The sequence below is a fragment of the Micromonospora sp. WMMD736 genome (assembly GCF_049179015.1).
Taxonomy (GTDB): domain Bacteria; phylum Actinomycetota; class Actinomycetes; order Mycobacteriales; family Micromonosporaceae; genus Micromonospora.
In genome coordinates, this window is sequence record NZ_JBMHMI010000038.1 from 1 (window position 1) to 3,875 (window position 3,875).

3 protein-coding genes are annotated in these 3,875 nt (G+C 67.3%); all 3 read right to left on the minus strand.

Features of this window, described 5'->3' with window-relative positions; translation table 11 throughout:
• On the minus strand, positions 1–1,130 hold a 1,130-nt coding region (gene macS, locus ACN269_RS33190), incomplete at its 3' end, for a MacS family sensor histidine kinase (protein WP_421477057.1).
• Positions 1,131–1,169: 39 nt separating this feature from the next.
• A complete protein-coding gene (locus ACN269_RS33195) occupies positions 1,170–2,990 on the minus strand; it encodes a bifunctional serine/threonine-protein kinase/transporter substrate-binding domain-containing protein (RefSeq protein WP_421477058.1) in 1,821 nt (606 codons plus the stop codon).
• 45 nt (positions 2,991–3,035) lie between these two features.
• Positions 3,036–3,797, minus strand: coding sequence for an amino acid ABC transporter ATP-binding protein (locus ACN269_RS33200; RefSeq protein ID WP_421477060.1), 762 nt, complete (start codon positions 3,795–3,797; stop codon positions 3,036–3,038).
• Positions 3,798–3,875 lie beyond the last annotated feature (78 nt).

A 3,875-nucleotide genomic window follows, 5' to 3' on the forward strand; every position in this document is an offset into this window, starting at 1 on the left:
ACCGTCAGCTCCCACTCGGTGCCGCAGTCCGGCCCGGTGCTCAGGTCGGCCGTTCCGCCCAGCCATTTCATCCGCCCCACAATCGATTTGGCCACGCCGGCCCGCCCTTCGCGGACCGCCTCATCGAGTCGGCCCGCCGCGATGCCCACCCCGTCGTCCCGCACGCTCACGGTCACCCTGTCACCAAGATCCTCCAGCAGCAGGTAAGCGTGCGCACCCGGCCCGGCATGGGCCGATACGTTGTCCAGCGCGTTCACCACCGCAGCATCCAGTTCGGCCGCCACTCCGGCATCGAGCAGCACCGGAGTGGCCGGCAAGCTGACCGAAACCCGGTCGGAGCCGTGCGCGCGCAGCAGGACCCCGACATCGGCCTGGCTGCCAGTCCGCGGACCGGAATCGGCGTCGGTCGCGCTCACCAAACGCCTCAACGCTCGCTCCTGCTCGGCCGCCAGCTCAGCCAGCGCCGCTGTCTCACCGCCGATCTCGCGTCCGCGCCGCGACACCAACGCCAACACCTGGATGGCGCCGTCGTGCACCTGGCGGGACAGCCGCTCGCGCTCCTCGGTCGCCGCGGTCAGCCGCACCGCACGCTGCAACTCGCTGTGCGACCGCCGCGCGGTGAGCGCTGCCACCCCTACCGCCAGACCCACCGCCAGCTCGATGACAACGGTGGCGTTGCGGCCCAGATCCAGGTGCACGTAACCCTTCAGCACGCTGGCTGCGGCCGTCACCACCAGACCGGTGCCCATGCCCGCGATCGGCCCCCACAGAATCGCCGCGGAGATCGTGGCGTTGGTGGCCCACAAAGTGGTTGGCCACGACTGATTGTCGAGTACCCATTGGTCGAAGGCGACGATTTCGGTAGACAGCATCAACGCCACCACGACCACGATCTCGGCGACCACCCAGGCGGTTCGGCGCCCGAACCCCTGCAGGTAGGCCACCGCGCACGCCACGCTCCACGCGATGAGCACCGCGAACAACACCCACCCGACTGCTGGCCGGGCCAGATCGGGGTTGACCGCGATCTGAAACCCCAGCGCATAGAGGCAACTGAGCAGCCGAAACCCCTGTGCCGCCCGCCACAACGACGCCGTCGGGTCAGGCTGAGCCGGGTCGCGCTCCGACATGTGCCCAGCATAAGGCCGACCCGCGCTCGGCAGGAGCGATCATCTCGTGGCCCCGTTGATCACCGAGGCGTCGATCATGCCCCGCTCCACACCCCACATCGTGGCGATGGTGCGGTACTCGCCGGTCGACTTCACGTGTTCGAACGCTTGGCGCAGCGATTCGGCGAGGGCGGACCCCTTGGCCACCGGCCACCCGTACGGGGCGGAGTCGAACACGTCGCCGGCCGGCTCCAGCGCGCCGCCGCTCAGCTTGACGGCAAAGCCGGTGACGGGCGAGTCCGCCGACATCGCATCAACCCGACCGGCGATCAGCGCGTCGGTCAGATCGTCCTGGCTGGTGTAGACGACCTTCTCGATTGCGGGTAGCCCGGCATCGACGCACGCTTTGCTCTTGGCCGGAATCTCCTCGGTCTCCTGCAGCACGCCGAACGCCACCCCGACCCGCAGCCCGCAGGCGTTGTCCGGATCGACCTGCGAGCCCGGCCGTTGCGCCCACAACGTGCCGGCCTCGAAGTAGGTCACGAAATCGACTGTCTGCTCACGTGTCTTGGTGTCGGTGAACGACGACATTCCGACGTGGAAGTCACCCGCTTCGATCGACGGGATGATGGTCTCGAACCCGGTCTCGCGATAGTCGGGAACCAGAGCCAGCGTGCGGGCGATCGCATCCATCAGATCCACGTCGAATCCGACCAACTCACCGTTGGCATCCTCGAATTCATTTGGCGCATAAGGGGTGTTGACCCCGATCACGAGTCGCCCGGTGGTCCTGATGTCAGCGGGCACGGTTTCGGCGATCGCCGCCACGGCGCCCAGCGGCGGGTCACCGGGTGGTGTGGCGTCCGCGGCGAAGCTGGCGGACTTGGTGGTTTCGGTGCCCGAGCCGCGCCACTGCCAGGCCCCGACCCCACAGATCGCGGCGATCAGCACAGCGGTCGCGGTCAGCGCGAACGCCCGCTTCTTTCGACCGCCACCGGCTGTCGTGGCCCGGTGCGTTGTGCGTTGCGCTTTTCGGCGCCCGGCCCGCACCCGAGGTGCGTCCAATGCCCCTCGTGCGGCCGCTGCCAACGCCGCGGCCGTGGGGTAACGCTTGTCCGGATTCTTGGCCATCCCCTTGGCGATGACGTCGTCGAACGCCGCCAGCCCCGCATCCAATTCGGACGGGCGGGGCGGCGGCGACACCAGGTGACCGGCGATCTGCTGTTCCAGGCTGTCGGCGGGATAGGGCCGGGAGCCGGTCAGGCACTCGTAGAGCACGCAGGTGAGCGCATAGATGTCGGAGCGCGGGCCGCTCTGGCCGCCGTCGAAGCGCTCTGGGGCCATGTAGGCCAGCGTGCCCAGCGTGTTGCCCGCCGTTGTCATCCCCGGTTCACCGGCGGTGCGCGCCAACCCGAAATCGATCAGGTACGCGAAATCGCGGTTGGTGATCAGGATGTTGGAGGGTTTGACGTCGCGATGTACCAGACCGGCCTGGTGGGCGGCATCCAGCGCCGAACCAATCTGCTCGACGATCCCAACGGCAAGGGCAGCACCCACCCGCCGATCACGCCGCGCCAGCATGGTGCCCAGGTTGTCGCCTTCGATCAGCCGCATGTCGAGGTAGAGCCGGCCGTCGATCTCGCCGTAGCCGTGGATCGGTACCACGTGAGGATCGTTGACGCCGGCCGCCGCCTGGGATTCGCGCCGGAATCGCTCCTGGAAGACCTCGTCGGCGGCCAGCTGGGGCGGCAGCACCTTGATGGCGACGATGCGGTCGGTCTTGGTGTCGAAGGCACGGTAGACCTCGCCCATGCCACCGCGGCCCAGCAGGTTCAGCAGCTGGTAGTGGCCAAAAGGCTGCAACGTCTCCGCATCCACCATCTACTCCCGGGCAGCAGCTAACCCCATGTACGAGTCGATTGAAACTTACATCACCTTGGACAGGAACGCCTTGGTCCGCTCGTGCCTGGGGTTACTCATTACCTCGCGGGGATTTCCGCTCTCGACCACCACCCCGCCGTCCATGAACGCCAGCTGGTCGGCGACCTCCCTGGCAAACCCCATTTCGTGGGTCACCACCACCATCGTCATCCCTTCGGACGCAAGCTTTTTCATCACCCCCAGCACCTCGCCGACCAGCTCGGGATCCAGCGCCGAGGTGGGCTCGTCGAACAACATCAGCTTCGGATTCATCGCCAGCGCCCGCGCTATCGCGACGCGCTGCTGCTGACCGCCGGACAGCTGAGCGGGATAGGCCTGGGCTTTGTCGGACAGCCCGACCTGGTTGAGCAGGTCCTCGGCCCGCTCTCGCGCCTCGGCCTTCTTGACCCGCTTGACGTGGATCGGCGCCTCGATGATGTTCTCCAGCGCGGTGCGGTGCGGGAACAAGTTGAAATGCTGAAACACCATGCCGACGTCGCGGCGCTGCCGGGCGGCGTCGCGCGGCTTGAGTTCGTGCAGCTTTCCACCGTGTTCGCGGTAGCCCACCAACTCACCGTCGATGAACAACCGGCCGGCATTGACCTGCTCGAGGTGGTTGATGCAGCGCAGGAACGTCGACTTGCCCGAACCCGATGGCCCGACCAGGCACAGCACCTCACCCTTGGACACTTCCAGGGTGATCCCCTTCAGAACGTGCAGGGCACCGAAGTTCTTGCACACCTGCTCGGCTTTGACCATGGTCGTCATGGGTGCGGTTCCCCTGTCTGCGCCTTGGCCAGGGCCTCGAGCTGTTTGGAGGTGAGCTTGCGCGACGCCCCCCGCGAG